Origin of the sequence: Pseudomonas sp. NPDC087697, from assembly GCF_044743155.1 — a bacterium.
Taxonomy (GTDB): Bacteria; Pseudomonadota; Gammaproteobacteria; order Pseudomonadales; family Pseudomonadaceae; genus Aquipseudomonas.
In genome coordinates, this window is record NZ_JBIUVW010000028.1 from 21,316 (window position 1) to 45,330 (window position 24,015).

A 24,015-nucleotide genomic window follows, 5' to 3' on the forward strand; every position below is an offset into this window, starting at 1 on the left:
CATCGACAGCAATCAGACTAGAGCTGTGCTCATTGGGGCTGGCTTGGCGAATTACTACGGCCGCTGTGTATTGAGGTCAGCATGATCCTGGATGTTTCCGGCAACAGCTGGGCCGACAAGGCTTATGCCCTGGATCGCTATCGCTGGCGGCGCTTGCGCGAGCGTCACTCCTGGCTGGGCAGCCTTTTGCGCTTTGGTCGGGACGCTTGCGCAGACTGGTGGTTCGGTTGGAGGGCGCAGGCGCGCCTGGCGGCCGAGGTCGTGGCCGAGCCCTGCGATTTCCTGTTGCTGCAGTCGGCATCCAAAGTCATTCCCTTGCAGCGCAAGAAACTGCTGATTGCCGCCCTGCGCGCCAGTGGTCACTCACTGGTGGAAACCGCGTTGCAGGTGCCATCGACCATTCTTGCCCAGCGTCTGCTCAAGCATCCGCAGCAGCCGGTGCCGCTGCGCTATTTCGGCTATGCCGCGCATGCCGAGTGGCTGGTGGCTCACCACCAGCCGAAGATTCTGCTCAACGACCGTAACGGCAGCCTGTATGCGCCTTTCCTGCGCCTGGCGCTGAACCGGCACCATCACCTGCTGGTGCACCTGGCGCATGCGACCACGGTCGAGTCTTCGAGTCGTCTGGGCATGAACGACTATGACTATTACTTCATGTTCGGCCGCAGTTCGCTGGAGGCCCTGCAGTCGCGACCGTTGCGCTTCGGCAGTTCGAATGCGGTGCTGTCCGGTTCGCACATGATTGACGTTGCCTACGACTTGCCGCCGACGGACCCCGAGCGACAGGTGCTGCTGGTTCTGGGCGTCGGTCCGGACAAAGAGAAGGAGCGTGGTTACCTGCGAACCTATGCCCTGTTGCGCGACTGGGCGGCGCAGCATCCGGAGTACCAGGTGCTGATCAAGGCGCATCCGCGCAGCCAGGTATCGTTTTGGCACGGAGCGGCCGCGGCACTGCCCAATGTGCAGGTTCTCGACCGTGGAATCGGTCTGGCCGCAGCGTTGGAGCCGGCTTCGATCGTGGTAAACATCATGTCTAACGCGGTTATCGAGGCGGCGCTGGCGCGACGCCCGATCATTTATGTCGATGTCGATGAACATCACGACATTTTTTCTCAGGAGCGCTTCCTGGGCGAGCGTGTCACCACGACTGCAGAGCTGGCCGAGCGGGTAGTCTGGATGCAGGGCAACTATCAGCAGTGCCTGGAGCGGGCCCGGCATTTCGCCGAGTTTCACTTGGCGCACGGGGTAGAAGGGCTGGATACCACCATCGGGTTGTTGGTCGACCTGTTGCAGGCAGAGCCTGTGCCTTCTCAGGTGCTTGACGGCACCGTTCAGTAGGGCCGCGAGTCAGGCCTGACACATTAATAATCACGGTTGCGGTGGTGAACGGAAAATGATTTGGCCCTTTGCACATGCCTGCGTTATCAATCTCGACAGCAGGAAGGATCGCTGGGCCCGCATACAGGCACATTTGCACGGTATGGGACTACAGGCCGAGCGTTTCAGCGCAGTGTCGATGCATCGGCTGGACGATGACCCGCCTTCGCCGCAACTGCGCGAGTTTTTGCTGCGCGTCGATGGCGACAGTGACAGGTTCGAACACAAGTTGCGCGCCACTTGGGCGTGCATGCGCAGCCATCTTGCAGTGATTGCCATGGCCAAGGCTCGCGGCTGGCCGCAGGTGTTGGTCCTGGAGGACGATTGCGAGTTTGAATCCTATACGCCTGCGGTCCTGCGTCGGGTGCCGGCACAGTTGTCATCGCGGGATTGGACCATGCTGTATCTGGGGGGCACGCTGAAGAAGGGTGGGCAGGCGCGCAAGGTTTCAGCCAACCTGGTGGCGGTCAACCGGGTGCGCCTGGCGCATGCCTACGTGGTCAGGGCAGAGCTCTATGATCGGATCCTGCAGGAGGCCCCAATCAGTGGGCTGCCGCTTGACTGGTATTACTCGGAAAGTCTCCTGCCCACGACCCACGCGTTCCTTGTGCGACCCCTGTTGGCCCGGCAGAGCCTGATGGTCATGAGTGATATCGAGCAGGTGGTACGCAAGCCCAAGCTCAAGACCCGACAACTCCTGGGCCGGATGGCTGCGCGTCTTCGCTACGGCCTGTTCGGATAGTGTGCCGGCAGTAGCCAGGAGGCACCACCGGTTCCATCAGCTCGCCAAGCCAAGGGAATGCACTTGTTTGTGCACGCATTTGACCGCGTTGTCTGGCGCCAGGAGGGCGTAACCCTGAAGCAGATCGGTAAAATGCGCGTCGAACAGCCAGCGCCGGTCTTCCATGTAACGCTGCATATGGCACAGGTTGCGTCGACGAAGCTCCAGGCTCAGGGGCGAGGGCAGGATGCGCAAGTCGGCCAGATCGATCAGGCCGAACTCGCCGTCGTCCAGCAAAAGGACGTTGCCAAGGTGCAATGAGCGGAAATAGACCCCGCGTTCGTGCAGTTCTGCCAAAAAGTGCCCGATACGTTGCACCAGTGCCTGGCGCATGCTCACGCTGGGCATGGCTTGCAGCACCTGACGCAGGGTTCTGCCTGACAGGGGCTGGTAGCGTACGGCACTGCTGCCATTGGGCATGCGGTACAGCTCGAGGATCGGCGGGGTGTTCAGGCCTGTACGGGCCAGGCGTTGGCTGTTTTCGGCGAAACGCTCGGAATAGGGGTAGAAGCTGCCATAGGTATACCAGCTGCGGGCACGGAACAGCTTCAGAAAACTGCCATCTTCAAGTTTGAGGACTTTGGGCCCAAGGCCGTCTTCTTCGACCACCGATGCGTTGGCTGTCATGCGTTGAGCGTCGTCGGCAGAGAGGCTGCGAACCGAAAGTTTCGACGGGCGATTCGTGCGCTGGGCAATGCTCAGCGCGGCCATCAGTGCCAGCGGAATCCACAGCAGGAACCAATGCTCCCTGGGGGTGTACAGGATATCGCCACCCTCCGCCAGGCTGGCCCCTATACCGAATACCATCAGGGTCGACGCCAGGATAAACAGCGGTTGTGAGCGCTGGCGCCAGCAGTTGAACAGCCCTAGAAGCTGCATGGCCAGCCAGGGCAGGAACCCGATGATGCCAACATAGAAGAGTACGCCCAAGGCAAAGCTATGGGGTTCGCGGAAGGGATACCCAACCCCCGGATCGATGCTCAGGGTCGCGTCATAGCCATGGCCAATCCAGGGCGCATCAGCGATCAGATGCAGCGCCTGTTTCCAGATTTCGAAACGGTAGGAGTCGCCGCGCGCCAGGAGCATTTCCGGTAAAGCGGCCAGCATGCTTGCGGCAATGACGCCCACGATAGCCAGCAGCAACAATGAACGACGGTTCCAGCAAATGAATGCCAGCCAGAGGCCCGCCATGGCGATGGCAACCAGAGGCGTTCTGGAGCTTGTTGCCAGGGCGGCCGCGAACATGACCAGGAAGGCTGGGACAATACCGAGCAGCAGCTTGGGATTGCGCACGGTCATGCCCAGAAAAAACCAGTAGGTGCAGAAAAAGCCGAACAGGTGGGAACTGAGCAAGGGGTTGTCAAAGGCGCCCCCGCCGATCATCCGATCGCCCGGTGCATAGTGCGACAGGAAAATATAAAGATTGACCACGCTGGCGGCCAACGCAATCAGGGCCGCGGCCAGCAGGACGGGCTTGAAGCTTTCGGCGCGGTAGCGCAGCAAGAGGCTGGCACCCGCAAAGAGCATGAAAATATACAGTGGTGGTTTTGCCAGGCTAAACAGGCTTTCTGGCGTAGGACTCCAGTTCAGCGACAGCAGCGCCCAGCCGGAGTAAAGCAGGAATACCTGAACCAGCGGCTCTCGCAGGAGGATCTTCAGTTCGCCGGGGCGTATGCACAGGGCGATCAGGGCGGGGGCGCTCACGAGAGCGTAAAACAGCCTTTGATGGGCACCACGCGTAGGCAGAAAAAACAGCCCGCAAAGCAAAAGAAAAAAGCCGAGCGGCAGCACCCACAGGCAAATGAAATCGAAAACCCGGGGCCCGCTGGTATTGATCCTTCTGAATGGCATGCTGATCTGTATTCCGATTAAGGGTCGATAATACTAGCGTATCTGTTTACCTCGGTCCTGCGGAATATTGCCATCGGGCCACCGGTTCGAACGATCCCGCTGAGACCTGCGGAAGCTGTGATAAAGTCAGCATCCTTTTTTTTGAATACTTCGCGTGATATGACCGACTCCAGTCTCTCCGCAAGCCCTTCGAGCTTGAAAATCTACTTCCGACTCCTCGGCTATGTGCGGCCTTACATCGGCCTGTTCACGCTAAGTATTGTCGGCTTCCTGATTTTCGCGTCGACTCAGCCGATGCTTGGCTACGTGCTCAAATATTTCGTCGATGGCCTGTCCAATCCCGAGGCCGTGCTGTTTCCCTCGATACCCTATCTGCGCGACCTGCAATTGATGCAAGCCGTCCCCTTGCTGATCATTCTGATCGCTGCGTGGCAGGGCGCCGGTTCATTCCTGGGCAACTTCTTCCTGGCGAAGGTCTCGCTGGGCCTGGTTCATGATTTGCGAGTGCAGTTGTTCAACAACCTGCTGGTGCTGCCGAATCGTTACTTCGATCAGCACAACTCCGGGCACCTGATTTCACGCATCACGTTCAACGTGACCATGGTCACGGGGGCAGCGACAGATGCGATCAAGGTCGTGTTCCGGGAGGGCATGACGGTTGTATTCCTGTTTATCTCCCTGCTGATCATGAACTGGCGCCTCACGCTGGTGATGGTTGCCATCCTGCCACTGATCGCGTTCATGGTGAGTCGCGCCAGCTCCAAGTTCCGCAAGCAGAGCAAGAAGATCCAGGTGGCGATGGGCGACGTGACCCATGTGGCCTCCGAGACCATCCAGGGTTATCGCGTGGTCCGCAGTTTCGGCGGTGAAATCTACGAGCGCGACCGTTTCAAGCGCGCGAGCCAGAGCAACACCGACAAGCAGCTGCGCATGACCCGCACCAGCGCCATCTACACGCCGATGCTGCAGTTGGTGATCTACACCGCCATGGCGGTGCTGATGTTCCTGGTGTTGGCCCTGCGCGGTGATGCTTCGGCGGGCGACATGGTGGCGTACATCACCCTTGCCGGCTTGCTGCCTAAACCGATTCGGCAGCTTTCGGAAGTCAGTTCGACGATCCAGAAGGGCGTTGCCGGTGCCGAGAGCATTTTCGAGCAATTGGATGTGGAGCCGGAAGTCGACAAAGGCAGTGTCGAGCGTGATTCCGTCACGGGGCGACTCGATGTGCGTCACCTCAGCTTCACCTACCCGGGTACCGACCGTCAGGTGCTCGATGACATCAGCTTTTCTGTCGAGCCCGGGCAAATGGTTGCCCTGGTTGGTCGTTCAGGGAGTGGCAAGTCGACCCTGGCCAATCTGATTCCGCGTTTCTATCACCACGATAAAGGCGAGATTCTCCTCGATGGTATTGAAGTCGAGGAGTACAAACTGCTGAACCTGCGTCGGCATATCGCTCAAGTGACGCAGCATGTCACCTTGTTCAGTGACACGGTGACCAACAACATTGCCTATGGAGACCTCGCTGGCGCTCCCCGTGAAGATGTCGAGAAAGCCGCGAAGGATGCCTATGCCATGGACTTCATTGCGCAGTTGCCTCAGGGGCTGGACACCCAGGTTGGCGAGAACGGCGTGCTGTTGTCCGGCGGCCAGCGTCAACGTCTTGCGATTGCCCGGGCGCTGTTGAAAAATGCCCCGTTGTTGATTCTCGACGAAGCAACGTCGGCCCTTGATACCGAATCCGAGCGGCATATTCAGGCCGCTCTGGATCAGGTGATGAAAGGCCGTACGACGCTGGTGATAGCCCACCGTTTGTCGACCATTGAGAAGGCCGACCTGATCCTGGTCATGGATCAGGGTCGGATTGTCGAGCGCGGTACTCATTCCGAGCTCCTGGTGAAGAATGGCTATTACGCTCGATTGAATGCAATGGGCCTCGATGCGCCCGAACCGCAAGGTATCGTCTGATACCCACTTCAGGGTGAGCTATGCTCACCCTGAACCCGCCTCGGCGTGCAACGCGCTCAGGGCGCTTGTATCCAGATCCTTACATACTTGACTATGTCTAAATAAATTTCCGGAACTCACTTGTTATGGTTCGAGCATGAATCATTGACTTCGGGGCGGCTATCCGCCTCGCGTGGGTACCGGAATGTTGCAGCGCTTTTTATGGAAGTTGTTACCCAAACAGCAGCGAGCGTTCCTGTTGGGACGTTTGTCGGTCAGGGATCGGCAAGTGGTGAACAAGGCGATGTCGGGCAATGTGCGATTCCCTCAGGCCTTCCAGCAGCGTTCCTGTGTGTTCATCCACATTCCCAAGTGTGCCGGGAGCAGCGTGTGCTCCGCGCTATTCGACGGCTGGAAACCTGGGCATTTGCCGCTGTACTGGTACGAACAGCAGTTTCCCGAGCAGTTTTCCCGCAGTTTCAAATTTACCTTCGTTCGTGACCCTCTGGAGCGGGCCTATTCGGCCTACGCTTTCCTGCGTGGCAACGAACTGGGGGCGCGCGACCGACAGGCCCAGGCGCTGGTCCGTCATTACCGTGACTTCGATGATTTCATCGGCGGCTGGCTGCATCCGGAGAACGTTCAGAAACAGCTGCATTTCGTTCCCCAGACCGACTTCCTGGTCGACTCCATGGGGTATATGGCGATGGATTTCGTGGGGTATCAGGAATACCTGGGCCGTGACTTTCAGCTGCTTTGCGAGCATTTGGGGGTTGTCTCGTTATTACCCCATGTGAACAGCTCGCTGCATCGCCAATCGGCGCCCGCTCGTGATTTTTGCTCGGTACGCACTCGCCGTTTGGTGCGACGAGTCTACCAGCGTGACTATGAGATGCTCGGCTATGAGTAAATTGTCGTTTGTCTGCGAACAGCCTCCACAGATCCGCCCCTTTGCGTTGTCGCTGTCGACAACCGGCCGGGCTGCGCTCAAGAATCAGCAGCCGTGCTGTGTCTGGCTGACAGGTCTGTCCGGCGCCGGCAAGTCGACCCTGGCCAATGCCCTTGAGTTGCAACTCAATGAACAGGGGCGTCACACCTTTGTGCTCGATGGTGACAACCTGCGTAACGGTTTGTGTAATGACCTGGGCATGGGGGCTGCGGCGCGCAAGGAAAACATCCGACGCATTGCCGAGGTGGCCCGGTTGATGGTCGATGCGGGGCTGATTGTGATTGTCTCGGCAATCTCGCCGTTTCAGGCCGATCGGGCCTCGGCCAGAGCCTTGTTCTGTGCGGACGAGTTTCTTGAGGTGTATGTCAGCACGCCGTTCGATATCTGTGCCCGGCGCGATCCCAAGGGCTTGTATCAAGCCGCGCTGCAGGGGCGAATCAAGGACTTCACCGGTCTCGACAGCCCTTACGAAGCACCGCAGCACGCAGACTGTGAAATCAACACCGACGAGGTCGAACTGGCCGATGCGGTGCAGCATATTCAGGCTGTTTTGCTTAAAAAATGAACAATATAGAGGCGTGATACACACCCGGTGAAGCTCTCGGACTAGGCAGCGCCCACCCTGTGCTAATATCGCGCCCTTGTTCATTTTGTATGTGGGTTGCTCCATGAAGTTGTCCATGCCGCGATTCGATCAAGCCCCTGTCTTGGTGGTCGGCGATGTCATGCTCGACCGTTACTGGCATGGTGGTACCTCACGGATTTCTCCTGAGGCGCCGGTACCGGTGGTCAAGGTCGAGCAAATCGAAGACCGCCCGGGCGGTGCTGCCAACGTTGCCTTGAACATTGCCGCGCTCGGCGCGCCGGCATCTCTGGTCGGTGTGACCGGCGATGACGAGGCCGCCGACAGCCTGACCAATAGCCTCAAAGGCGCCGGCGTGCGTGCGTTGTTTCAGCGTATCGCTCATCAGCCGACCATCGTCAAACTGCGGGTCATGAGTCGTCACCAGCAATTGCTGCGTATCGACTTCGAAGAACCTTTTGCCACAGACGCACTGGCGCTCGGCGCTGAAGTCGACGGTCTGCTCGAAGGCATCAAGGTGCTGGTGTTGTCTGACTACGGCAAAGGCGCGTTGAAGAACCACCAAGTGCTGATCCAGGCCGCACGTGCCCGTGGCATTCCGGTGCTGGCCGATCCCAAAGGCAAGGATTTCTCGATTTATCGCGGTGCCAGCGTGATCACCCCGAACCTCAGCGAATTTGAAACCATCGTTGGCGGTTGCGTCGATGAGCACGATTTGGTGAGCAAGGGCGCGCAATTGATGCACGACCTTGAACTCGGCGCCTTGCTGGTGACCCGTGGTGAGCACGGCATGACCTTGCTGCGTCCTGATCATCCGGCGTTGCACTTGCCCGCGCGGGCTCGTGAAGTATTCGATGTGACCGGTGCCGGTGACACAGTGATTTCTACACTGGCGGCGGCGATCGCTGCTGGCGAAGAACTGCCGCATGCGGTGGCCCTGGCCAACCTGGCCGCCGGCATCGTGGTTGGCAAACTGGGTACGGCGGCCATCAGCGCTCCGGAACTGCGTCGCGCGATTCAGCGTGAAGAAGGTTCCGAGCGTGGTGTTCTGGGACTGGAACAACTGCTGCTGGCAGTCGACGACGCGCGTGCGCACAAAGAGAAAATCGTTTTCACCAATGGCTGCTTCGACATCCTTCACGCGGGCCACGTGACCTACCTCGAGCAGGCGCGGGCGCAGGGCGATCGTTTGATCGTTGCAGTCAATGACGATGCGTCGGTGAGCCGCTTGAAAGGTCCTGGACGGCCGATCAACAGTGTTGACCGGCGCATGGCGGTACTGGCAGGTCTGGGCGCGGTGGACTGGGTCATCAGCTTCCCGGAAGGCACGCCGGAAAATCTGCTGACGCAGGTCAAGCCGGACGTGTTGGTCAAGGGTGGCGATTACGGGATCGACCAGGTGGTTGGCGCCGACATTGTGAGCGCTTATGGCGGAACAGTGAAAGTGCTGGGACTGGTGGAAAACAGCTCGACCACCGCCATCGTCGAGAAGATCCGCAAGACCTGAAACTGTGGCGAGGGAGCTTGCTCCCGCTGGGCTGCGCAGCAGGCGTAAAACCAGCAAACGCGGTGTATCTGTAGAAACTCAATGGCAGGTTTTAGGGCCGCTTCGCGGCCCAGCGGGAGCAAGCTCCCTCGCCACGGGTCTGTGGTGGCCGACCTATCGTGCCACTTTGCGCGGCACGATTTTCTTCAGCAGCAGTTTGGCCTTGCCGGTCAGTCGGCTGAAACCTGATGCCTTGCCCGGTTGGCTCAAGCCTTGCTGTCTGAGCCAATCCTTCCAGCGAATCCGCTCGTCACGCACCAGCCAGCCTTCCTGTCGGGCAAAACTTTCTGCCAGATACAGTCCGCGTGTGCTTGCCGGGTAGAGCTGATCTTTTTTCAGGGTGTAGAGCTCAGGCAAAGGCTGGCCATCCTCAAGAGGCATCAGGTACAGGTCGGGGCGCTTGCGGTCCAGCCGCGCGACCAGTTGATCACCTTCAAGACGTTCATCGACATGGAACAGGCTCAGGGACTTGGCTTCCTTGGGCACGTTCAGGCGCAAATCGTAGATCAACTGCAACGAAGCCGTGGGCAAATGCACGTAAGCCCGTGGGCGCTCGATCAGCTGCATATTGGCGCAACGCACCGGACGTGCAGCGCCAGACAACGGTGTCAGGCGAAACGGCAGCGCCTCGCGATAATGCAGCGCGGTGGCGTAGGGCGCGGGCAGCCAGGTGTCATTGAAGCGCCCGCCGAGCCAGCCTTCCGGCGTTTCCAGCAGACATTCTTCGGCGATTTCCTGAATGGCTGTGTGCAACGGCAGGTTCAGTTCGTGCGCCGGCACATAACCCGAGATCAGTTTGAGCACCACGTCGCCACGGTCCTGACGGCGCTGGCGGACCAGCACCCAGTAATCGCGATTTTGCCAGTGCAGGGTCAGGCGTACCGAGACGCCGAGGTTGGCCAGCTCCAGCGAGAAGTGCTCTGGATTGGCCACCGTGACCGGGCGCCGACGTTGCAGGGTCTGGGAGAAATTCAACGGCCTCCCGACACTCTGATAGCTCAGGCCTTCGGGAGTCGCTTCGACGTATAACGGCAGGGTCTTGAAGTTGCTGGGGTTCTTTCTTATGAGCGTTCGCGGCATGTCGGCTCCTTCTTGCGTCGCGGTCGTCACAAAACGTCAACAGACCCTAGAACTTGAGCAACAGTCGCCACATTGTGGGCGAGGTGCAGCGGATTAATGGTCCCGACAATAGCACTGGCGACACCGGGTTGCGCGAACAACAATTCGAAGCTGGCGCGTACCGGGTCCACACCTGGGCTGAGGCAGGCGTGACCGCTGGCCAGAGCCTTCTTCACCAGGATGGCTTTGCCGTGGGCAGCAGCGTAGTCGATGACCGGCCGCTCGGCCTGCTCGTTGAGATTGTAGGTGACCATGGCGCAATCGCCTTGTTCCAGAGCCTTTAAACCACCATCAACGGTCTTGCCGGAAAACCCGAAGCCGCGAATCTTGCCTTCGCGCTTGAGCTCGGCGAGGGTTTGGTAGACCTCGCACTCGTTGAGGATCGCCAGATCGTTGCCATCCGAATGCACCAGCATCAGGTCGATAAAGTCGGTCTCCAGACGTTTCAGGCTGCGTTCGACGGAAAACCGTGTGTGCGCAGCGCTGAAATCATGCCGCGACAGGCCATCGGCGAACTCTTCGCCGACCTTGCTGACAATCACCCAGTCCTGACGCTGACCGCGCAGCAATGGGCCGAGGCGTTCTTCACTGCGGCCATAGGCAGGCGCCGTATCGATCAGGTTGATGCCCAGGTCGCGGGTCAGCTTGAGCAGCCTGCGCGCTTCATCATCATCCGGGATCTGAAAGCCATTGGGGTACTTCACGCCTTGGTCGCGGCCGAGTTTCACCGTGCCCAGGCCCAGCGGCGAAACCAGCAGGCCAGTACTGCCCAGCGGGCGATGCAGGTTGTGCAGGGTAGCTTGGCTCATGGCAGCAATTGCTCCCAGGCAGGCACGCCCATCGGTGGTTTTGGCAGCGCCGGCAACGGCGCCGGGTGGCTTGGCTGGATACCGTCGCGTTGCAGCGATGCAAGCACTCGGTCAGAGAAGTCCGGTGCCAGCGCCAGTTTGGTCGGCCAACCCACCAGCAGACGGTCCTGCTCGGCGAGGAAGGCGTTGTCCGGGCGGCTCAGGCCTGATTGCAGTGGCTCGGCGCGCTCGACCCGCAAGGTCGCCCATTGCGCCTGGCTGAGGTCGATCCACGGCAACAGGTTGCCGAGCTCTTTCTGTGCAGCGGCGATTTGCGCGGCGGGCTCGCGAGCCACGCCCTCGGCTTCGGCAATGTCACCGCCCAGGTACCAGACCCATTGGCCATCAGCGGCCGGGTGGGTGGTGACGGTGATGCGCGGCTTTGGCCCGCCGCCCAGGCAGTGAGCGTACAGCGGTTTGAGGGTCGGGCCTTTGACAATGATCATGTGCAGCGGCCGACGTTGCATGGCCGGCTGGCTCAGGCCGAGCGCGGTGAGCAAGTCGGCGTTACCAGCACCGGCGCTGAGGACAATGCGCTGTGCACGGATCTCGCGTTCGTCGACTCGCAGGCCGACCAGTTCGCCGTTCTCCAGCAGCGGCTCGATCTTCTGGCCGGCCAGCAGGCCATCACCGGCCAGCTCGGCCAGGCGTGCGATCAGGCTTGGCACGTCGACCACCAGCTCAGCCAGGCGATAGACCTTGCCCTTGAAACGCTTGTCTTGCAGGGCCGGCGGCAGTTGCTCGCCCTTGACCTGATCGACCCGACCACGCACCGCTTTGCTGGCGAAGAAACTGGTGAGGTTGCCGGCGAGGGTGCCGGGTGACCACAGATAGTGGGCTTCGGAGAGCAGGCGTACACCGGACAAGTCCAGTTCGCCGTCGCCGGCCAGGGCTTCACGCCAGCGTCGCGGCATGTCGGCAATCGCTTCCGAGGCTCCCGTCAACGCGCCGTGCAGCGCGTACTTGGCGCCGCCGTGGATGATCCCCTGGGACTTCACACTTTGCCCGCCACCGAGGCTGGCACTTTCCACCAGCACGGTCGAAAAACCCTGGCGGCGCAGGCGTGCGTTCAGCCAGAGGCCGGCGACACCAGCGCCGACAATCAGCACGTCGGTGGAAATAACGGATGGCATGCAGCGACCTCAGCGTTCAAGACTAGAGGCGCAGTATACAGCCTAGCGGCAAGCTTCAAGCTTCAAGCCTCAAGCTGCAAGAGGGCTGGTGTTGCTCTTTCTTGCCGCTTGTAGCTTGAAGCTTGAAGCTGCTCTTAGTGCCCGGCGGTTTTCGAGAACAACTGGATGACCACCACGCCCAGGACAATCAGCGCCATGCCGAGCATGGCCGGGATGTCGAGTTTCTGGTCGTAGAGAAACAGCGCCGCGATACTGACCATCACGATGCCCATGCCGGCCCATACCGCGTAGGTGACGCCAACGGGAATGGTGCGCACCACCAGGGTCAGCATCCAGAACGCGATGCCATAACCGACAGTGATCAGCAGCAGAGGGATCGGCGTGCTCAGGCCCTTGACCGCTTTCATCGATACGGTGGCGATCACTTCGGCGCAGATGGCGATAGCCAGGTAGTAGTAAGCGTTCATGGGGCGTTCCTCGTGTTTGGACCTACTTGATAAGGTCGGCATTCTAGAGACTCTGGAGATGGGGTAAAGTCATTACCTATCTGAATTAAAGATGGGTTGAATAATGAGTGTGCAATGGAGTCTGGAACAGATGCGTCTGTTCGTTAGCGTCGCCGAGCAGCGTTCGTTTTCGGCTGTCGCGCGGGACCAACGTAAGGCACAGTCGGCGGTCAGTAGTTCAATTGCGCTGCTTGAAGCAGACCTTGGCGTGAACCTGTTTGATCGTAGTAGCGGTCGCCAGCCACGCCTGACCGAAGCCGGCAGTGCATTGCTCGAAGAAGCGCGAGAGGTGCTGCGCCAGTGCGAGCGGCTCAATGGCCGGGCGCAGGCGTTGATGCGCGGTCAGGAAGCGCGGCTGCGTCTGGCGCAGGATGAGGCCATGCCATATCAGCCAGTGCTCGACAGCCTCGAAGCATTGGCCGAGCGATTTCCCAGCCTGGAAGTGCAACTGGCCAGCGCCGCACAGGGTGATGTGGCGCGCAAACTGGTGGAGCGCCGGGCCGATCTGGGCTTGCTGTTTTATCACGAGCAGATTCCCGAAGCCCTGGAGCGTCGGGTGTTGGGCAGTGTCGAGATGGTCACGGTGTGCGGAGTAGGGCATCCGCTGGCCGTAGATGGACAGGTCAGTTGTCAGCAGATGGCGCAGCATCGACAACTGCTGATGGCCACGCATTCCAGCGTCTACCCCGGCAGTGAACAAGCCAGCCCGCAAGTTTGGCGGGCCGACAGTTTTTATGTCCTGGCCGAGTGGCTGATGCGCGGGTTGGGCTGGGCCTGGTTGCCACGGCATGTGGTGCAGTACCCGGCGTATCAAGGCCAGATGGTCGAACTGGTCAGCGAGTGGACCCCGCCAGCCTTGGTGGTGGAACTGGTCTGGCGGCGTGATGAGCCATTGGGGCCGGCGGCGCGTTGGTTGGCGGAGCGTTTTGCCGTGCACTTGCAGGCGATCGGCTAAAAAAGCCGATAAACTCCGCCGCCATGAATAGAACTCTCTACACCGTGCTGTTTTACTTGGGGCTGCCACTGGTAGCGATTCGGCTGTGGCTGCGCTCGCGCAAGGCGCCGGCGTACGCCAGGCGTATTGGCGAGCGCTTCTCCATCGGCTTGCCGGTGATGAAGCCCGGCGGCATCTGGGTACACGCGGTGTCGGTCGGCGAGAGTATCGCCGCTGCGCCGCTGATTCGTGCGTTGCTCGAACGTTATCCACAGCTACCAATCACCGTGACCTGCATGACCCCAACCGGCTCCGAGCGAATTCACGCGATGTTCGCCAATGAGCCGCGCATCCAGCACTGCTATCTGCCCTACGATTTGCCCTGTGCGGCGGCGCGCTTCCTCGACAGGGTCCGGCCGAAACTGGCCGTAATCATGGAAACCGAGTTGTGGCCCAATCACATTCATCAGTGCGCCAAACGCGGAATTCCGGTAGCGCTGGCCAATGCCCGGCTCTCGGAGCGCTCGGCCAGAGGCTACGGCCGTTTCGCAAAACTGACCCAGCCGATGCTTGCCGAAATGAGCCTGTTCGCGGTGCAGACCGAAGCCGAGGCCGAGCGTTTTCGGCAGTTGGGTGCGCGTGCGGAAACGGTCGAAGTGACCGGCTCGATCAAATTCGACCTGAGTATCGATCCACAACTGCTGCAGCGCGCCGCCGAGTTGCGTCAGCAATGGCAAGCGGTCGAGCGTCCGGTGTGGATCGCCGCGAGCACCCATGAAGGTGAAGACGAAGTGGTGCTGGCGGCTCATCGGCAATTGCTCGCCAGCCATCCGGATACGCTACTGATTCTGGTACCGCGTCACCCCGAGCGCTTCAACCCGGTGTTCGAACTCTGCCAGCAGCAAGGCTTCAACACGATCCGCCGCTCGACCGGCGAAGCCGTCAGCGCCAACACCTCAGTGCTGCTCGGCGACACCATGGGCGAGTTGCTGTTTCTCTACGCCTTGGCCGACAGCGCGTTTGTTGGCGGTAGCCTGGTGCCGAATGGCGGGCATAACCTGTTGGAGCCGGCGGCGTTGGCCAAACCGGTGTTGAGCGGGCCGCACCTGTTCAACTTCCTTGAGATCGCCGCGCTGCTGCGCAGTGCCAAGGCGTTGCAGGAAGTGGATGACGCCCAAGGGCTGGCGGTGGCGGTGCAGCGGTTGTTCGAGTTGCCACGCGATGCGCAGCGGATGGCAGAGGCGGGGCTTACGGTAATGCGCGCCAATCAGGGCGCCTTGCAGCGATTGCTGGATGGGTTGGGGCGGTTGATCGACCGTTAGACCGCGGTGCATGACATAAAAAAGATCGCGGCCTTCGGCAGCTCCTACGCGGGAATTGTGTTCCTCCGTAGGAGCTGCCGAAGGCTGCGATCTTTTGATCTTGCTTAATAGTTCGGCGGAGCCTTCAGCTGTTCCGCTGCAGCCTTGGCCAGGTCCGGCGGCAGGAAGTCCTTGTCCGGGTTGTAGTCGGCCTTGAGATAACGCTTCAGATCTTGCAAGTCGCCCGGGCTCAGAGTGCCGGCCGCCTGCTTCAGGCGCAGGTTGTCGAGAATGTAGTCGTAGCGGCTGTTGTTGTAATTGCGCACCGAGGTGTACAGCTGACGCTGGGCGTCGAGCACATCGACGATGTTGCGCGTACCCACCTGATAACCGATTTCCGTGGCTTCCACCGCGCTCTGGTTCGAGATGATCGACTGGCGGCGTGCCTGCACCTGCTCGACATCGCTATTCACCGCACGGTGCAGGTTGCGGGTGTTTTCCACCACTTGCCGACGCAGCGCTTCGCGTTGCTGTTCGCTTTGGTCCAGGCGCGAGTACGACTCGCGAACCTGCGAGCTGGTCAGCCCGCCGCTGTAGATCGGAATGTTCAATTGCAGGCCGACCGTGCTTTGCGAAACGGTGCCACCATACGGTTGACCAAAGGGACTCGGGTTGCTGAAGCCCAGCGCATCGTTGTCACCGGTCTTGTACTGCGCCACGGCGTCGAGGGTCGGCGCGTGACCGGCCTTGCGCTGCTTGAGTGTCTCTTCGGCGGCGCTGACTGCGTAGTTACTGGCCAACAGGTTGAGGTTCTGTTTGGCTGCGGTGTCGACCCAGGCCTTGGCGTCGTTCGGCGCTGGCGGCAGGATCGGCAAGGTGTGGACGATGCCCTGAATCGAGTTGTACTGACGGTTGGTCAGGGTGATCAGCGCTTCAAACGCATCATCCACCTGGCGCTGGGCGAGGATCCGATTGGCGCGTGCGGTGTCGTAACTGGCTTGCGATTGCAGCACGTCGGTCTTATCCGAGAGGCCCACATCGAAACGCTCATTGGACTGGTCGAGCTGGCGTTTGAACGCCGCTTCTTCGGCCTTGGTCGAGGCCAGGTTGTCTTGGCTGCGCAGCACGTTGAAGTAGTTCTCGGCACTTTGCAGGATCAGGTTCTGCTCGGTCGCCGAGAGTTGCAGCGCCGCTTGCTCGTTGACATCCTTGGCCGCCTGAAACTGGAACCAGCGATCGGCGCGGAACAACGGCTGGGCCAGCGTCGCTTGATAGAAGTGGGCACTGCGGTTGGCGATGGCTGACGGCTGGTCGATTTTTGTCCGCACATCGGCGACTTCAGCACCACCCGAGAGGTTCGGCAGCAGGCCGGCGCGGGCCTGGGGCACGACTTCCTTTTGCGCGCCATATTGGGCGCGGGCTGCGGCCAGGTCAGCGTTGTTGTCGACGGCTTCCTGGTAGACGCTGACCAGATCGGTCTTGGTCGATAAGGGCGCTTCTGCTGCCCAGGCCATTCCATTGGACGCACAAGACACGGCGAGGGCCAGTGAGAGTTTGCGCAGCATGAGGCGATCCCTAAATTTATATTACGTCAATAATCTGAGCGCCAAGGCTACGGCGCGCGCTTTACAGCGTCAAGGCGCAGCATGGCGTAGCGAGTGTAGTTGCGCCTGTCGACGGCAACAATCCTGTAATTACGCCATTCATCACGCTGTTTGCACCGGTGTTGGCGTTCTTTGCCAGTTGTGTCTAGACTGGCCGGGTTCTTGTCGGGGTGCCTTGCTATGAGGCTGAGATCGAATAAATTCGGATCCCGTTGAACCTGATCAGGTTTATGCCTGCGTAGGGAACAAGATTTCTCGTCACCCGGCGAGTCCTCTTGTGCTTCGTCCGGGATGTTGTTCGACAATCGAACAGCTCTCGTGCACTCAGCACAGCACTCATCCAGTTGGAGTTTTCACTGGTGGGCTGCGTCCATTCGTTACAGGTTCGCTCCGACAAAAAATCCACTGCCTGGATGAAGTCTGGAGAGCCCGTGATGACTACAAAATCAAAAAATGCAATCAATCTGAGTGATTCGGCCAAGGTCGATCAGCAATCGGTTCAGCCCTTTACTCGCTCGCAGAAAATTTATGTCCAGGGCACTCGCCCGGACATCCTCGTGCCGATGCGCGAAATCAGCCTCGACGTGACCCCCACCGACTTCGGCGGCGAGATCAACGCACCGGTTGTGGTCTACGACACGTCGGGTCCGTACACCGATCCCAACGTGATCATTGATGTGCGCAAAGGCCTGGGCGACGTGCGTTCGCCGTGGATCGAAGCCCGTGGCGACACCGAGCGTCTGGCCGGTCTGAGCTCGAATTTCGGCCAGGAGCGCCTCGCCGATCCGGAGCTGACCAAGCTGCGTTTCGCTCACGTGAACAACCCGCGCCGCGCCAAGCCGGGCGCCAACGTCAGCCAGATGCACTACGCCCGCAAAGGCATCATCACCGCCGAGATGGAATACGTCGCCATCCGCGAAAACATGAAGCTCGAAGTGGCCCGTGCCGCAGGTCTGCTGGATCAGCAACACGCCGGCCACAGCTTCGGCGCCAGCGTGCCGAAAATCATCACCCCGGAGTTTGTCCGTGAGGAGATCGCCCGCGGTCGCGCGATCATTCCGGCGAACATCAACCACACCGAACTGGAACCGATGATCATCGGCCGTAACTTCCTGGTGAAGATCAACGGCAACATCGGCAACAGCGCGCTGGGTTCGTCCATCGAAGAAGAAGTGGCGAAACTGACCTGGGGCATTCGCTGGGGTTCGGACACGGTCATGGACCTGTCCACCGGCAAGCACATTCACGAAACCCGCGAGTGGATCATCCGCAACTCGCCAGTGCCGATCGGTACCGTGCCGATCTATCAGGCGCTGGAAAAAGTCGGCGGCGCAGCCGAAGACCTGACCTGGGAGCTGTTCCGCGACACGCTGATCGAGCAGGCCGAGCAGGGCGTCGACTACTTCACGATCCACGCCGGTGTGTTGCTGCGCTACGTGCCGCTGACCGCCAAACGCGTGACTGGTATCGTTTCCCGTGGCGGTTCGATCATGGCCAAGTGGTGCCTGGCGCACCACAAGGAGAACTTCCTCTACACCCATTTCGAAGACATCTGCGAAATCATGAAGGCCTACGACGTCAGCTTCTCGCTGGGCGATGGCTTGCGTCCGGGATCGATTGCCGACGCCAACGACGAAGCGCAGTTCGGTGAACTGGAAACCCTCGGCGAGCTGACCAAGATCGCCTGGAAGCACGATGTACAGTGCATGATCGAAGGCCCCGGCCACGTGCCGATGCAGTTGATCAAAGAGAACATGGACAAGCAGCTCGAGTGCTGCGACGAGGCGCCGTTCTACACCCTCGGCCCACTGACCACCGACATCGCACCGGGTTATGACCACATCACTTCGGGCATCGGTGCGGCGATGATCGGCTGGTTCGGTTGCGCCATGCTTTGCTACGTCACGCCGAAGGAACACTTGGGCCTGCCGAACAAGGATGACGTGAAGACCGGGATCATCACCTACAAGATCGCCGCCCACGCGGCTGACCTGGCCAAGGGGCATCCGGGCGCGCAGATCCGCGACAACGCCTTGAGCAAGGCGCGTTTCGAGTTCCGCTGGGAGGACCAGTTCAACCTCGGTCTGGATCCGGACACCGCGCGTTCGTACCACGATGAAACCCTGCCAAAGGACTCGGCCAAGGTCGCGCATTTCTGCTCGATGTGCGGGCCGAAATTCTGCTCGATGAAAATCACCCAGGAAGTCCGTGAATATGCGGCCAACCAGCGGATCGAAACCGTCGATGCAGAAGTCGCCCAAGGTCTGGCCGAACAGGCTGAGCGCTTCAAGCAGGAAGGCAGTCAGCTGTATAAAAAAGTTTGATCTGACCCGGGATTGACGGCGCCTGTGCTGCCGTCTTCGCGAGCAAGCCCGCTCCCACATTAGGTCTCAGTCGTACACAAATTTTGTGTTCACAGGAGATCCAGTGTGGGAGCGGGCTTGCTCGCGAAGGGGCCAGGCCAGGCACCGAAAATACCAATGACACACTTTATCCCTCTGAGATAACACCCTTGAGCATTCCAACCAGTACCTATTCCCCCGACCACGCCGTGCCTCTGGCTCAGCGTGTTTTCGGTGCCCGTGATCTGTTCTCCCTGTGGTTTTCCCTCGGCATTGGTCTGATGGTCTTGCAGACCGGTGCCTTGCTGGCGCCGGGGCTGGGGCTGTCGGGGTCGTTGCTGGCGATTTTCCTTGGCACCCTGGTCGGCGTTCTGCTGCTGGCGTGTGTCGGGGTGATCGGCAGCGATACCGGCCTGTCGGCCATGGCCGCGCTGAAACTCAGTCTCGGTGCTCGCGGCGCGAGCCTGCCGGCAATGCTGAACCTTCTGCAACTGATCGGTTGGGGCTCGTTCGAAATCATCGTCATGCGCGATGCGGCCAGCCTGCTGGGTTCCCGTGCGTTCAACGACGGTAGCCTGATGGCCAATCCATTGCTCTGGACGCTGGCGTTCGGTGCCTTGGCGACCTTGCTCGCGGTCAGTGGTCCATTGACGTTCGTCCGCAAGATCCTGCGCAAGTGGGGCATCTGGTTGCTGCTGGCGGCGTGCATCTGGCTGACCTGGAACCTCTTCGCCAAAGCCGATCTGGCCGCGCTGTGGGCGCAGGCCGGTGACGGTTCGATGCCGTTCGCCGTGGGGTTTGACATTGCCATCGCCATGCCGCTGTCGTGGCTGCCACTGATTGCCGACTACTCGCGTTTCGGCAAGCGTGCGAAAAGCGTATTCGGCGGTACGGCGCTGGGCTTCTTTATCGGTAACTTCTGGCTGATGAGCCTCGGTGTTGCCTACACCCTGGCGTTTGCCCCGAGCGGTGAAGTCAATGCCTTGCTGTTGGCGCTGGCCGGTGCCGGTTTGGGCATTCCGCTGTTGCTGATTCTGCTTGATGAGTCGGAAAATGCGTTCGCCGACATTCACTCGGCGGCGGTGTCCAGCGGGATTCTGTTGCGCATGAAAGTCGAACACCTGGCCTTGGCCATCGGTGTGATCTGCACGCTGATTGCCTGCCTGGCGCCCTTGGCCCAGTACCAGAACTTCCTGCTGTTGATCGGCTCGGTGTTCGCGCCGCTGTTCGGCGTGGTGCTGGTGGATCACTTCATCCTGCGTCAGCGCAGTGCTCAGGTTGCGTCAGCCGCCTTGCGCTGGCCGGCGTTGCTCGCCTGGTTGGGCGGGGTGAGTACCTATCACTTGCTCGCGAATCTGTATCCGCAAGTCGGCGCAACCCTACCGTCGCTGGTACTGGCAGGGCTGCTGCAACTGCTGCTGGGTCGGGTCTTCAGCTACGCTCGGGCACCAGCTCAGGCTTGATCTGACCCTTGAGACGGGCGTAAGGGATGGTCATCTCGATGAGACCAAGCGAGTAGGGCGCGATGCTCGCAACGTTGTACTTGAGCACCACCCCGGCGCTGGTCAGTGCCACGTTCGGGGTTTTCTGGAAGGGCCAGGTCTTCACAAAGTCCGGGTCCCGATCCATCTGCGAATTGATCAACCAGCTATTGTGGGCGACCTGCGCGGTCTTCCAGAAAGCCGTTTCCTGGCCCGGCAGAAGCATGTCGGGCAGGCTCAGCTCTTTTTGCTGCTGACGTGAATAATTGATGAACCCTCGCCCCGGCGTGCCATTGGCCGCCCCGGTGTCCAGATAGCTGGACACTTCAACGATCACCAGTCCGTCATGCTGCTCACGTACCTTGGCTTGCAAATAGCTGCTGTTGCGATTGCCTGACGCGCTTAAAAACTGTTCCCGGTAGGCGTTGATCGACGCTGGCAGTGCCGCACCCGCTGATGTGCGGGTCATTTGCAGCAGGCGCTGCTCGACGATCCGGTCCAGTTGCGGCTCGTTGGGGAAGTGCACCGTATCGATATTCACCAACGGGCAGTCGGGGCTGCCGCACCCGGGTTTGACCTGCTCGGACGCATCGCTGGTGGATGCCAGCGGCGCGCGATAGCTGGGCTGGAACAGGCTTTGGCAAGCGCCGAGCGTAAGGGCGATACAGGCCACGGAGGCGATTTTCAACAGCGACATGGGCGTCCTTCATGAATCAGTGAAAGGCAAAAGTTACCGGCTTCGACTGCCAGCGTGGCGGTCAGTTCGCCACTAAGCTCAATAGTATCAATTAGAGTAGGTTTGCTCCCCTGCCGTCTATCCCGGCGATTGCATAGAGGCTGCATCAAACGCTGTGAGCACGTTAGGATGGCGCGAAGCCTGAGGGGGAGCCTCAGACGGATTGACTGTAAACGAGGATTGTTATGACTGATTTTGCCAATGCCACCCCGACCATCGTAGACGTCGTTCGCAGCGAAAACTGCTACAAGGGTTTCTACAAGCTCGATCGCGTGCACCTGCGCCATGAGCTGTTTGCCGGTGGTATGAGTCGCGAGATCAGTCGCGAGGTGTTCGTTCGTCATGATGCTGTGTGCGTCTTGCCTTACGATCCGCAGCGGGACGAAGTGGTTTTGATCGAGCAATTTCGTGTCGGTGCAATGGGCAAGACCGATAATCCGTGGCTGATCGAACTGGTCGCTGGTCTGATCGATCGGGACGAAATACCGGAAGAAGTTGCTCACCGCGAAGCGCAGGAGGAAGCTGGACTTGTATTCACTGCTCTGTGGCCGATGCTCAATTATTTTCCGTCGCCCGGTGGCAGTACCGAATATGTGCACTTGTATCTGGGGCGGTGTGACAGTAACGGGGCCGGCGGCATTCATGGGCTGGTGGAGGAAGCAGAAGACATTCGCGTGACGGTCTGGGACTTCGAAGATGCCCTGCAGGCCGTACGTGATGGGCGGATTTCCAACGCGGCAAGCATCATTGCCTTGCAATGGCTGGCTTTGAATCGCGTTGAAGTGAGGGGGCTATGGTCGTAAACAAACAGCGCGATCGTTATCGGGTCGACCTCGTGGGGCTGCAAAGCGCCTGCGAGGCCAATTACGCCCGTTTGATGCGCCTGTTGCCGGAGATGCGCAATCAGCCGACGGCCCGGCGCATTGCCATGACCCAGGGCGAGCAGATGCTGGGTGTGCTGATGCTGGAAGTGCTGCAAGCGTGTCCGTACACCACGACCCTGCGAGTGCGTCAGGAACACAGCCTGCCGTGGCTACCGGTGCCGCAGTTGGAAGTTCAGGTGTACCACGACGCGCGGATGGCCGAAGTTATCAGCGCCGAACATGCGCGGCGCTTTCGCGGCATCTATCCTTACCCGAATGCGTTGATGCACCAGCCAGACGAAAAAGCCCAGCTCAATGTGTTCCTCGGCGAATGGCTGAGTCATTGCTTGGCCTGTGGGCATGAGTTCGAAGCCGTGCGCTAGCTATGCGTTAGTTGTGAACTGCGTCCGGTTCACGGGTTTCCTCTTTTCAATTTCCCCCAGCATAATTGCGCCACTTATCCACCGCCGTGATCACGCCTTGGGAGAACGCCTTGCCGAGCGTATCCACTCTGACCGCCAACGATGCCGTATTGCTGGTGCAGCTCTCTGACAGTCATCTGTTCGCCGAGGCGGATGGGACGTTGCTGGGCATGAACACCCGCGACAGCCTGCAAAAGGTTATCGAGTTGGTGCTGGCGCAACAGCCGCACATCGACCTGATGATCGCCAGCGGCGACTTGTCCCAGGACGGCACGCTTGAGTCGTATCGGCAGTTTCGTGAGATGACCCGGCAGATCGATGCTCCCGCTCGCTGGATTCCGGGCAACCACGATGAGCCACAAATCATGGCCCGGGCAGCGGTCCAGAGTCAGCTGCTGGAGCCGGTGGTGGATATCGGCAACTGGCGGATCACCTTGCTGGACTCGGCGGTACCCGGCTCGGTGCCGGGGTATTTGCAGGATGATCAGCTGCAATTGCTCGCACGCGCCCTGAGTGAAGCGCCGGAACGCCATCATCTGGTGTGCTTTCACCATCATCCGGTGTCCATCGGTTGTGCCTGGATGGAGCCGATAGGCCTGCGCAACCCGGAAGCCTTGTTTGCCGTGCTCGATCGTTTTCCACAGGTTCGGGCAGTGCTCTGGGGCCATGTGCATCAGGAAATCGATCAGTTACGCAACGGCGTGCGGCTGATCGCTTCACCGTCGACCTGCATCCAGTTCGAGCCAGGCAGTGTGGATTTCAAGGTCGATACCCTGGCGCCAGGCTATCGCTGGCTGCGGTTGCTACCGGACGGACGGCTGGAAACCGGGGTCGAGCGTGTGACCGGGTTCGAGTTTCAGGTTGATTACGGTTCCAACGGCTACTGATTCACCCGCGTAGGAGCTGCCGAAGGCTGCGATCTTTTAACGATCAAAAGATCGCAGCCTTCGGCAGCTCCTACGGTGAGTGTGTAGTTGATATCTTTTTGATGCTCCCCCAAGCCTGCCGAAGTCCCTGTAAACTGCGGCTCTTTGCCCGTCGCACAGGGAGCTCGCATGTCTGGTTCGATCCTCTATATCCACGGTTTCAACAGCGCACCCTCGTCGAAAAAGGCCTGTCAGTTGGTCGACGTGATGGATCGTCTGGGTCTGGGCGATCAGTTGCAGGTGCCGGCCTTGCATCACCATCCGCGCGAGGCCATCGGTCAGCTGGAGCAGGCGATTGCCACACTGGGGCGGCCACTGCTGGTCGGCAGCTCCCTCGGCGGCTACTATGCCACTCACCTTGCCGAGCGCCATGGCCTCAAGGCGCTGTTGGTCAACCCTGCCGTCAGCCCGCATCGGATGTTCGACGGATACCTGGGCACGCAGAAGAACCTGTATACCGACGAGACCTGGGAATTGACCCACGACCACGTGACGGCCCTGGCCGAGCTGGAAGTGTCGGCGCCCCAGGACCCGCAGCGGTTTCAGGTGTGGTTGCAAACCGGGGACGAAACGCTGGACTATCGCCTCGCCCAGCAGTATTACCGAGCCTGCGCCTTGCGCATCCAGGCCGGTGGCGACCACAGTTTTCAGGGTTTCGCCGGGCAATTGCCGGCCCTGTTGAGTTTTGCAGGCATAGGTGCAGATGTGTATCAGGCGATCGATTTCACAGCACTGTGAACCCTTGCCCCTATTTTCATGAACAACTGAC

At 60.0% G+C, this 24,015-nt stretch carries 21 protein-coding genes and 1 riboswitch; of the genes, 14 read left to right on the forward strand and 7 right to left on the reverse strand.

All coding sequences use genetic code 11. The annotated features are described in order from the left end of the window. Nucleotides 1–81 precede the first annotated feature (81 nt). Together ACIPIN_RS18620 and ACIPIN_RS18625 are read left to right on the forward strand one after the other, a co-directional pair. Nucleotides 82–1,338: a capsule biosynthesis protein gene (locus tag ACIPIN_RS18620; RefSeq protein ID WP_401120807.1), complete on the forward strand. Its 1,257-nt coding sequence runs from the start codon at nucleotides 82–84 to the stop codon at nucleotides 1,336–1,338. 55 nt (nucleotides 1,339–1,393) lie between these two features. Further along, nucleotides 1,394–2,119, forward strand: coding sequence for a glycosyltransferase family 25 protein (locus tag ACIPIN_RS18625; protein WP_401120809.1), 726 nt, complete (start codon nucleotides 1,394–1,396; stop codon nucleotides 2,117–2,119). Nucleotides 2,120–2,155: 36 nt separating this feature from the next. Here ACIPIN_RS18625 and ACIPIN_RS18630 read toward each other — a convergent pair whose 3' ends face one another. After that, on the reverse strand, nucleotides 2,156–4,009 hold the full coding sequence (locus tag ACIPIN_RS18630; RefSeq protein WP_401120811.1) for an O-antigen ligase family protein: 1,854 nt from the start codon (nucleotides 4,007–4,009) through the stop codon (nucleotides 2,156–2,158). A 159-nt stretch (nucleotides 4,010–4,168) separates the two neighbouring features. Between ACIPIN_RS18630 and msbA the strand changes: the two genes are divergently transcribed. From msbA to hldE, 4 genes are all read left to right on the forward strand, one after another. Further along, the gene (gene msbA / locus ACIPIN_RS18635; RefSeq protein ID WP_401120871.1) at nucleotides 4,169–5,974 is read left to right on the forward strand and encodes a lipid A export permease/ATP-binding protein MsbA; all 1,806 of its coding nucleotides are present in this window, start codon (nucleotides 4,169–4,171) and stop codon (nucleotides 5,972–5,974) included. A gap of 184 nt (nucleotides 5,975–6,158) precedes the next feature. Further along, nucleotides 6,159–6,863, forward strand: coding sequence for a sulfotransferase family 2 domain-containing protein (locus ACIPIN_RS18640; protein ID WP_401120813.1), 705 nt, complete (start codon nucleotides 6,159–6,161; stop codon nucleotides 6,861–6,863). Next, nucleotides 6,856–7,467 (forward strand): adenylyl-sulfate kinase, encoded by a 612-nt coding sequence (gene cysC, locus ACIPIN_RS18645; protein ID WP_401120815.1) that lies wholly within the window; start codon nucleotides 6,856–6,858, stop codon nucleotides 7,465–7,467. Before ACIPIN_RS18640 ends, cysC begins: the two co-directional genes overlap by 8 nt. Before the next feature lie 103 nt (nucleotides 7,468–7,570). Further along, nucleotides 7,571–8,992: a bifunctional D-glycero-beta-D-manno-heptose-7-phosphate kinase/D-glycero-beta-D-manno-heptose 1-phosphate adenylyltransferase HldE gene (gene hldE / locus ACIPIN_RS18650; protein WP_401120817.1), complete on the forward strand. Its 1,422-nt coding sequence runs from the start codon at nucleotides 7,571–7,573 to the stop codon at nucleotides 8,990–8,992. A gap of 153 nt (nucleotides 8,993–9,145) precedes the next feature. Here the strand turns inward: hldE and ACIPIN_RS18655 are convergent, their stop codons facing one another. The 4 genes from ACIPIN_RS18655 to ACIPIN_RS18670 all read right to left on the reverse strand — a co-directional run bounded on the left by ACIPIN_RS18655 (nucleotide 9,146) and on the right by ACIPIN_RS18670 (nucleotide 12,598). Beyond that, a complete protein-coding gene (locus ACIPIN_RS18655) occupies nucleotides 9,146–10,111 on the reverse strand; it encodes a metal ABC transporter ATPase (RefSeq protein WP_401120819.1) in 966 nt (321 codons plus the stop codon). Between the two features lie 26 nt (nucleotides 10,112–10,137). Further along, nucleotides 10,138–10,959, reverse strand: coding sequence for an aldo/keto reductase (locus ACIPIN_RS18660; protein ID WP_401120820.1), 822 nt, complete (start codon nucleotides 10,957–10,959; stop codon nucleotides 10,138–10,140). Beyond that, nucleotides 10,956–12,131 carry an NAD(P)/FAD-dependent oxidoreductase gene (locus ACIPIN_RS18665; protein WP_401120822.1) on the reverse strand — a complete coding sequence of 392 codons (1,176 nt, stop codon included), beginning with the start codon at nucleotides 12,129–12,131 and terminating at the stop codon, nucleotides 10,956–10,958. The genes ACIPIN_RS18660 and ACIPIN_RS18665 overlap by 4 nt, the downstream gene beginning before the upstream one ends. Before the next feature lie 134 nt (nucleotides 12,132–12,265). After that, entirely contained in the window at nucleotides 12,266–12,598 is a 333-nt protein-coding gene (locus tag ACIPIN_RS18670) for a multidrug efflux SMR transporter (protein WP_123423818.1), read from the reverse strand. Between the two features lie 103 nt (nucleotides 12,599–12,701). On the opposite strand from ACIPIN_RS18670, the gene ACIPIN_RS18675 reads away from it, so the two are divergent. After that, a complete protein-coding gene (locus ACIPIN_RS18675) occupies nucleotides 12,702–13,592 on the forward strand; it encodes a LysR family transcriptional regulator (protein WP_401120824.1) in 891 nt (296 codons plus the stop codon). Between the two features lie 23 nt (nucleotides 13,593–13,615). Beyond that, the gene (gene waaA, locus ACIPIN_RS18680; RefSeq protein WP_401120825.1) at nucleotides 13,616–14,893 is read left to right on the forward strand and encodes a lipid IV(A) 3-deoxy-D-manno-octulosonic acid transferase; all 1,278 of its coding nucleotides are present in this window, start codon (nucleotides 13,616–13,618) and stop codon (nucleotides 14,891–14,893) included. A 104-nt stretch (nucleotides 14,894–14,997) separates the two neighbouring features. On the opposite strand, the gene ACIPIN_RS18685 is transcribed toward waaA, so the two are convergent. Then, entirely contained in the window at nucleotides 14,998–16,437 is a 1,440-nt protein-coding gene (locus tag ACIPIN_RS18685; RefSeq protein WP_401120827.1) for a TolC family outer membrane protein, read from the reverse strand. Nucleotides 16,438–16,632: 195 nt separating this feature from the next. Then, nucleotides 16,633–16,738, forward strand: a riboswitch (TPP riboswitch). Between the two features lie 172 nt (nucleotides 16,739–16,910). Here ACIPIN_RS18685 and thiC point away from each other — a divergent pair. Together thiC and cytX are read left to right on the forward strand one after the other, a co-directional pair. Beyond that, entirely contained in the window at nucleotides 16,911–18,800 is a 1,890-nt protein-coding gene (gene thiC / locus ACIPIN_RS18690; protein WP_401120828.1) for a phosphomethylpyrimidine synthase ThiC, read from the forward strand. Nucleotides 18,801–18,988: 188 nt separating this feature from the next. Beyond that, nucleotides 18,989–20,281 (forward strand): putative hydroxymethylpyrimidine transporter CytX, encoded by a 1,293-nt coding sequence (gene cytX / locus ACIPIN_RS18695; protein ID WP_401120829.1) that lies wholly within the window; start codon nucleotides 18,989–18,991, stop codon nucleotides 20,279–20,281. Here cytX and ACIPIN_RS18700 read toward each other — a convergent pair. Then, on the reverse strand, nucleotides 20,250–20,996 hold the full coding sequence (locus ACIPIN_RS18700) for an RsiV family protein (RefSeq protein WP_401120830.1): 747 nt from the start codon (nucleotides 20,994–20,996) through the stop codon (nucleotides 20,250–20,252). The two genes, cytX and ACIPIN_RS18700, sit on opposite strands and share 32 nt — an antisense overlap. 224 nt (nucleotides 20,997–21,220) lie before the next feature. On the opposite strand from ACIPIN_RS18700, the gene ACIPIN_RS18705 reads away from it, so the two are divergent. The 4 genes from ACIPIN_RS18705 to ACIPIN_RS18720 all read left to right on the forward strand — a co-directional run bounded on the left by ACIPIN_RS18705 (nucleotide 21,221) and on the right by ACIPIN_RS18720 (nucleotide 23,984). Beyond that, entirely contained in the window at nucleotides 21,221–21,838 is a 618-nt protein-coding gene (locus ACIPIN_RS18705; RefSeq protein WP_401120832.1) for an NUDIX domain-containing protein, read from the forward strand. Beyond that, the gene (locus ACIPIN_RS18710; protein WP_262114737.1) at nucleotides 21,829–22,281 is read left to right on the forward strand and encodes a DUF1249 domain-containing protein; all 453 of its coding nucleotides are present in this window, start codon (nucleotides 21,829–21,831) and stop codon (nucleotides 22,279–22,281) included. The genes ACIPIN_RS18705 and ACIPIN_RS18710 overlap by 10 nt, the downstream gene beginning before the upstream one ends. A gap of 110 nt (nucleotides 22,282–22,391) precedes the next feature. Next, nucleotides 22,392–23,207, forward strand: a complete 816-nt coding sequence (gene cpdA / locus ACIPIN_RS18715) for a 3',5'-cyclic-AMP phosphodiesterase (RefSeq protein WP_401120833.1) — start codon at nucleotides 22,392–22,394, stop codon at nucleotides 23,205–23,207. Nucleotides 23,208–23,375: 168 nt separating this feature from the next. Further along, nucleotides 23,376–23,984, forward strand: a complete 609-nt coding sequence (locus tag ACIPIN_RS18720; RefSeq protein ID WP_401120835.1) for a YqiA/YcfP family alpha/beta fold hydrolase — start codon at nucleotides 23,376–23,378, stop codon at nucleotides 23,982–23,984. Nucleotides 23,985–24,015 lie beyond the last annotated feature (31 nt).

Excerpts from the sequence above, each read along its gene's own strand:
- ACIPIN_RS18630 (WP_401120811.1), bottom strand. The coding sequence starts at position 4,009 with ATGCCATTCAGAAGGATCAATACCAGCGGGCCCCGGGTTTTCGATTTC.
- ACIPIN_RS18640 (WP_401120813.1), top strand. The coding sequence starts at position 6,159 with ATGTTGCAGCGCTTTTTATGGAAGTTGTTACCCAAACAGCAGCGAGCG.
- ACIPIN_RS18655 (WP_401120819.1), bottom strand. The coding sequence starts at position 10,111 with ATGCCGCGAACGCTCATAAGAAAGAACCCCAGCAACTTCAAGACCCTG.
- ACIPIN_RS18675 (WP_401120824.1), top strand. The coding sequence starts at position 12,702 with ATGAGTGTGCAATGGAGTCTGGAACAGATGCGTCTGTTCGTTAGCGTC.
- hldE (WP_401120817.1), top strand. The coding sequence starts at position 7,571 with ATGAAGTTGTCCATGCCGCGATTCGATCAAGCCCCTGTCTTGGTGGTC.
- ACIPIN_RS18660 (WP_401120820.1), bottom strand. The coding sequence starts at position 10,959 with ATGAGCCAAGCTACCCTGCACAACCTGCATCGCCCGCTGGGCAGTACT.
- ACIPIN_RS18665 (WP_401120822.1), bottom strand. The coding sequence starts at position 12,131 with ATGCCATCCGTTATTTCCACCGACGTGCTGATTGTCGGCGCTGGTGTC.
- ACIPIN_RS18620 (WP_401120807.1), top strand. The coding sequence starts at position 82 with ATGATCCTGGATGTTTCCGGCAACAGCTGGGCCGACAAGGCTTATGCC.
- ACIPIN_RS18700 (WP_401120830.1), bottom strand. The coding sequence starts at position 20,996 with ATGTCGCTGTTGAAAATCGCCTCCGTGGCCTGTATCGCCCTTACGCTC.
- ACIPIN_RS18720 (WP_401120835.1), top strand. The coding sequence starts at position 23,376 with ATGTCTGGTTCGATCCTCTATATCCACGGTTTCAACAGCGCACCCTCG.
- msbA (WP_401120871.1), top strand. The coding sequence starts at position 4,169 with ATGACCGACTCCAGTCTCTCCGCAAGCCCTTCGAGCTTGAAAATCTAC.
- ACIPIN_RS18685 (WP_401120827.1), bottom strand. The coding sequence starts at position 16,437 with ATGCTGCGCAAACTCTCACTGGCCCTCGCCGTGTCTTGTGCGTCCAAT.
- ACIPIN_RS18625 (WP_401120809.1), top strand. The coding sequence starts at position 1,394 with ATGATTTGGCCCTTTGCACATGCCTGCGTTATCAATCTCGACAGCAGG.
- waaA (WP_401120825.1), top strand. The coding sequence starts at position 13,616 with ATGAATAGAACTCTCTACACCGTGCTGTTTTACTTGGGGCTGCCACTG.
- ACIPIN_RS18710 (WP_262114737.1), top strand. The coding sequence starts at position 21,829 with ATGGTCGTAAACAAACAGCGCGATCGTTATCGGGTCGACCTCGTGGGG.
- thiC (WP_401120828.1), top strand. The coding sequence starts at position 16,911 with ATGACTACAAAATCAAAAAATGCAATCAATCTGAGTGATTCGGCCAAG.
- cysC (WP_401120815.1), top strand. The coding sequence starts at position 6,856 with ATGAGTAAATTGTCGTTTGTCTGCGAACAGCCTCCACAGATCCGCCCC.
- ACIPIN_RS18705 (WP_401120832.1), top strand. The coding sequence starts at position 21,221 with ATGACTGATTTTGCCAATGCCACCCCGACCATCGTAGACGTCGTTCGC.
- ACIPIN_RS18670 (WP_123423818.1), bottom strand. The coding sequence starts at position 12,598 with ATGAACGCTTACTACTACCTGGCTATCGCCATCTGCGCCGAAGTGATC.